This window comes from Zoogloea oleivorans, assembly GCF_008107625.1.
In the GTDB taxonomy this organism is placed as follows: domain Bacteria; phylum Pseudomonadota; class Gammaproteobacteria; order Burkholderiales; family Rhodocyclaceae; genus Zoogloea; species Zoogloea oleivorans.
In genome coordinates this window covers 1-5,127 of the sequence record NZ_SDKK01000058.1, presented here as the reverse complement: position 1 = coordinate 5,127, position 5,127 = coordinate 1, and the positions used below count along the sequence as shown (strand labels likewise).

Sequence of the window (5,127 nt, the reverse complement as noted above, 5' to 3'; positions counted from 1 at the left end):
GCAATGTCCATCCAGGAAATTCATTGAATTGATTGGCGACAAATGGGCGCTACTGGTGATGCATGCCCTTGCGAATGGTCCGCGGCGCAATGGCCAATTGATGCAGGAAATCGAAGGCATCTCGCAAAAGATGCTGACCCAGACCATTCGTCGGCTTGAGATGAATGGCCTGGTCGCTCGCCATGATTTCCAGACGATTCCACCTAAAGTCGAGTATTCGATGACTGAACTGGGATGTTCTTTCCGAACCGTATTGTCATCGCTCGATGACTGGTTGGACGAGCATGTGCCGGAACTCCTGACGCTTCCTGGTTGAGGGTATTTTTAGTGAAATACGACGGGGCTGGTCTGTCGTAGCTTTCCAAAGGACGGCAGGTAATTGCTCCAAAGCTGACAGCTAAACGGCTGGTTTCGTGGATCATTGATTGACCGCTCCTGGCCGAATGCTGCCGATCATAGCGAAATGATGAATGACTTCGCCAAAATTTGATCAGTTGCAGCTTCTCCCGCTACAGGCAGCTTGTTCAAACCAGCACTTCCAGCCCCTTGCGTTCAATCACTGAAAGCAATCGTGCCGCAGCCCCACTGGGTTTTTTATCTCCGTTTTCCCACTTCTGAACGGTAGAGATACTGGCGTTGAGGTAGGCAGCAAAGACGGCCTGACTGATGTGCAGGCTCTCCCGCAAGCGCCGGATCATTTCCGCCGTGTAGGCCGGCGGTGGCAGGCATTGTGTTTCAAAGTCACGCAATGTTTGCTTGTTCACTGCGCCGATGTCATGCAAACCACGCATCGTTTCCAGGGCTTCGTTAATCATTCGGCTCATGCTGCACCTCCATCAATTCGTTGGCTTTCAACGCGGTTTCAATCTGATCGTTACTGAGCACGACCAATGTGCTCGCGAGGCTCTGGTAAATCCCCAACTCGCGCTGGGTGATGTTGTCGCGATCTTTCTTCTCAAACCCGAAAAGAAAGTACAACGTGCCAGCGAACCGTGTGGCCAGCAAAGTGCGCGTGCTACCGCTTTTGCCTCGTCCAGGTAGCGCCACCCTTTGCTTGAACAGGTTGCTACCCAGATCCGCATCAATCAGCCCGCGTTCAATATCTGAAACGGCCTTCAACAAAGCGGTGTCGGTGACGCCAGCTTTCCCAGCCCAACGATCAAATACCCGTGTCTTGAAAACTCTCATGACTCATTGTATCACTTGGTGCAACACTAAAGTCAATGGCCGACGCTACTCTGGCGTCGATCTGGCCAATATGAATAGCTAAATTGGTTGTGGACAATTTACATCGTGTTTTGCCTTATTGGCCATACCGTCTATAGTTAGCCAAGTTCCGTATACCCATTCTGGCCAGCATCCATGAACATCGCCCGTATTTACCTTCGCGTCAGTACCGAAGAGCAGGATCTCACTCGACAGGCGGAGATTGAGCTCAGCACACGGGCGGCCGGCTATTACATCGCCGGCGTCTACCGTGAGAAGGCGTCGGGTGCCCGCGCCGACCGGCCCGAATTGCTGCGGATGATCGCCGACCTGCAACCGGGCGAGGTGGTGGTCGCCGAGAAGATCGACCGCATCAGCCGACTCCCCTTGGCCGAGGCCGAGCAATTGGTCGGCTCGATCCGGGCCAAAGGCGCCAGGCTGGCTGTGCCGGGTTTGGTTGATCTCTCCGACTTCGCCGCCGAAGCTGATGGCGTGGCCAAGATCGTGCTGGAGTCGGTTCAGGAACTCCTGCTCAAGCTGGCCCTGCAAATGGCACGCGACGATTACGAGACCCGTCGCGAGCGGCAGCGCCAAGGCGTGCAACTTGCCAAGGCTTCCGGAAAATATACGGGGAGGAAGCCAGATGGCCCCACCCACCAGCGCATTGTGGCCCTGCGGCGAGCTGGCCACACGATCCAGAAAACTGCCGAGTTGGCTGGATGCAGCACCAGCCAGGTCAAGCGAATTTGGGCCATGCACCAAGGCAAGCCGTAACAGGGTTGTGGCCCTTCTACAGGAGCACTCATGCCGGTCAGCTTTCTCTCCAACGAACAGCGCGAAAGCTATGGCCGATACACCGGAGCGCCGTCGCCCGACGACCTCGCCCGTTACTTCCACCTGGACGATAGTGACCACGCATTGATCGCGCAGAAGCGCGGCGCACACAACCGGCTTGGCTTCGCCGTGCAGCTCGGCACGTTGCGTTATCTCGGCACCTTCCTGGAAGACCCGCTGGCCGTGCCGGCGCCGGTACTGCATACGCTGGCCAAGCAACTGCGCATCAAGACGTTTGATGATGCAAAGGCCTACAGTACGTGCGAGCAGCGCTGGCAGCACGCGACTGAAATCCAAACCCACTATGGCTATGTCGAAATCACCGAGCGCCAGATCGGCTTCCACCTAACCCGCTGGCTCTACGCGCTTTGCTGGACCGGCACCGACCGACCGACCGTGCTGTTCGAGCGGGCCGTGACCTGGTTGGTCACGCACAAGGTGCTGCTACCCGGCAGTAGCACACTCGAACGCTATATCGCCCGCCTGCGCAGCCGGGTGGAGGAGCGTCTGTGGCACGCGCTCGGCCGTGGCATCAGCAGCGAACAGCAGGTGCGGCTGGAAAGCCTGCTGCTCGTTCCGGTCGGCAGCCGGAGTTCGCCACTGGATCAGTTGCGCAAAGGGCCGGTCATGGTGAGCAGCCGATCCTTGGTCGTCGCGCTCATGCGACTGCACTCGGTGCGCGAACTGGGTATCAGGCTGCCCGCAGCAGCCCGTATTCCGGCGACCCGGGTGGCGGCCTTGGCCCGGTTTGCAGGGGCCGCCAAGGTCAGTGCCATCCTGCGCCTGCCGAATCCACGCCGCCTGGCGACGCTGGTTGCCTTCGTGCATTGCCTGGAAGCCAGCGCACAGGACGATGGGCTGGAAGTGCTGGAGGTGCTCCTGCGCGAACTGTTTGGCGACGCCATCAAGGCGGACAAGAAGTCGCGCCTGCGCACGCTCAAGGATCTGGATCAGGCGGCGGCAACGCTGGCCAGCGCGTGCCAGATGTTGTTGGACACCAGTTTGCCGGATGGCGATCTGCGCACCCGATTGTTCGAGAAGATCCCGCGCAACGCGCTCACGTTGGCGCTCGAAGGCGTCAATGCGCTGATCCGACCGGCCGACGACGTGTATTACCAAGAACTGGACGCCAAGTACAAGACGGTGCGGTGTTTCCTGCCGGCCTTGGTCGAGCACATTCGCTTCGGTACGAACGTTGCAGGTCAGCCGGTCGTTGCTGCCTTTGATTGGCTGCGGAGCAACATCGCCCGCAAGAAACCGGGTAACGACGCGCCGCGCGAGGTGATCAGAAAGCCGTGGCAGCGGCATGTTCTGCGCGAGGATGGCAACGTCGATTTCCATGCCTATACCTTCTGCGTGCTCAATGAATTGCACATCGCCTTACGCCGGCGCGATGTCTTCGTGTCGCCCAGTTGGCGCTATGCCGATCCGCGTGCTGGCCTGCTTGATGGCATGGAATGGGAGGCCACCCGACCGATCATCTGCCGGACGTTGGGACTGTCGGCTCAACCCGAGCCGACGTTGAGCGCCTTGGCCAACGAGCTTGATCGTACCTATCGCGCCGTAGCCGCTCGGTTGCCCGACAACCCGGCGGTGCGTTTCGATCAGGTTGGCGACAAACAAGAGTTGGTACTCAGTCCGTTGGACAAGCTGGATGAACCGGCTTCGCTGATCGCATTGCGGGAGAGGGTCGCCGGCATGCTGCCGCGCGTGGATTTGCCGGAACTGATCCTGGAGGTGGCTGCGCGAACCGGCTTTACCGACGCCTTCACCCACCTCTCGGAGCGCACGGCCCGCGCCACCGATCTCCCTATCAGCTTGTGCGCGGTGCTGATGGCCGAAGCCTGCAATACCGGGCCGGAGCCGCTGATTCGCGGCGACATCCCGGCGCTCAAGCGCGACCGCTTGTCCTGGGTTGACCAAAATTATGTGCGCGACGATACGCTGACGGCCGCCAACGCGATACTGGTGGCGGCTCAAAGTCGCCTGGCGTTGGCCAACCTGTGGGGCGGCGGGGAGGTGGCATCGGCCGACGGTATCCGTTTCGTGGTGCCGGTGCGAACGGTGCATGCCGGCCCGAATCCCAAATACTTTGGCATCGGCCGCGGCGTCACCTGGTACAACCTGATCTCAGACCAGTTCTCTGGCCTGAACGACATCACCGTACCGGGTACCTTGCGCGACAGCCTGATCCTGCTGGCCGTGGTGCTCGAACAACAGACGGATCTTCAGCCGACCCAGATCATGACTGATACCGGTGCTTACAGCGACGTGGTGTTCGGCCTGTTCCGCCTGCTCGGCTATCGCTTCAGCCCGCGACTGGCGGACGTCGGTGGCACGCGCTTCTGGCGCATCGACCCGCAGGCTAACTACGGCCTGCTCAACACCATTTCGGCGCACAACCTGAGCTTGAAAAAAATCGTACCGCACTGGGACGACATGCTGCGTCTGGTTGGCTCGCTCAAGCTCGGTCTGGTGCCGGCCACCGGCATCATGCGCACGCTCCAGGTCGGTGACCGGCCAACCCGACTGGCGCAGGCCATCGCGGAATTCGGTCGAATCGACAAGACGCTACACACGCTGACCTACATCGATGACGAAGCCAAGCGCCGAGGTACGTTGACGCAGCTCAACCGGGGCGAAGGGCGCCACAGCGTTGCGCGAGCCGTATTTCATGGCAAGCGCGGCGAGTTGCGCCAGCATTACCGCGAAGGGCAGGAAGACCAGCTGGGTGCGCTCGGCTTGGTGCTGAACATGATCGTCTTGTGGAACTCCATTTACATGGAGGCAGCCTTGGACCAACTGCGCGCTGACGGCTACACGGTAAAGGACGAAGACGTAGCGCGGTTGTCACCGCTGCTGCATGAGCACATCAACATGCTGGGGCGGTATTCGTTCTCGGTGCCTGATGCTGTCGCCAACGGCGAATTGCGCCCTCTACGAGATCCGGCGGACGAAGAATAGGCAGTGCAGCCGTAGGAATCGAGGGCCACTAATTCCGAGTTTGCGGGAACGGCGGACGGCATTACTCAAGAATCAATGACAAATACCTAACACGGTTTTCCGTTCCACTGCACCCCAAACCCC

General features: G+C 59.7%; 5 protein-coding genes. 3 read left to right on the top strand and 2 right to left on the bottom strand.

Annotated elements, in window-relative coordinates; genetic code table 11:
* On the top strand, nt 1-316 hold a 316-nt coding region (locus ETQ85_RS25415), incomplete at its 5' end, for a winged helix-turn-helix transcriptional regulator (protein WP_222862316.1).
* 208 nt (nt 317-524) lie between these two features.
* Here ETQ85_RS25415 and ETQ85_RS25410 read toward each other — a convergent pair.
* Nucleotides 525-824 (bottom strand): helix-turn-helix domain-containing protein, encoded by a 300-nt coding sequence (locus tag ETQ85_RS25410; protein ID WP_014237542.1) that lies wholly within the window; start codon nt 822-824, stop codon nt 525-527.
* Entirely contained in the window at nt 808-1,188 is a 381-nt protein-coding gene (locus tag ETQ85_RS25405) for a type II toxin-antitoxin system RelE/ParE family toxin (RefSeq protein ID WP_014237541.1), read from the bottom strand. The genes ETQ85_RS25410 and ETQ85_RS25405 overlap by 17 nt, the downstream gene beginning before the upstream one ends.
* A gap of 174 nt (nt 1,189-1,362) precedes the next feature.
* On the opposite strand from ETQ85_RS25405, the gene ETQ85_RS25400 reads away from it, so the two are divergent.
* Entirely contained in the window at nt 1,363-1,980 is a 618-nt protein-coding gene (locus ETQ85_RS25400) for a recombinase family protein (RefSeq protein ID WP_148581784.1), read from the top strand.
* Between the two features lie 30 nt (nt 1,981-2,010).
* Nucleotides 2,011-5,004 carry a Tn3 family transposase gene (locus ETQ85_RS25395; protein WP_148581783.1) on the top strand — a complete coding sequence of 998 codons (2,994 nt, stop codon included), beginning with the start codon at nt 2,011-2,013 and terminating at the stop codon, nt 5,002-5,004.
* The last annotated feature ends 123 nt before the right edge of the window (nt 5,005-5,127 follow it).

What these genes read in the sequence shown, in the direction of transcription:
- ETQ85_RS25410 (WP_014237542.1), bottom strand. Translation starts at nt 824, where the DNA reads ATGAGCCGAATGATTAACGAAGCCCTGGAAACGATGCGTGGTTTGCAT.
- ETQ85_RS25405 (WP_014237541.1), bottom strand. Translation starts at nt 1,188, where the DNA reads ATGAGAGTTTTCAAGACACGGGTATTTGATCGTTGGGCTGGGAAAGCT.
- ETQ85_RS25400 (WP_148581784.1), top strand. Translation starts at nt 1,363, where the DNA reads ATGAACATCGCCCGTATTTACCTTCGCGTCAGTACCGAAGAGCAGGAT.
- ETQ85_RS25395 (WP_148581783.1), top strand. Translation starts at nt 2,011, where the DNA reads ATGCCGGTCAGCTTTCTCTCCAACGAACAGCGCGAAAGCTATGGCCGA.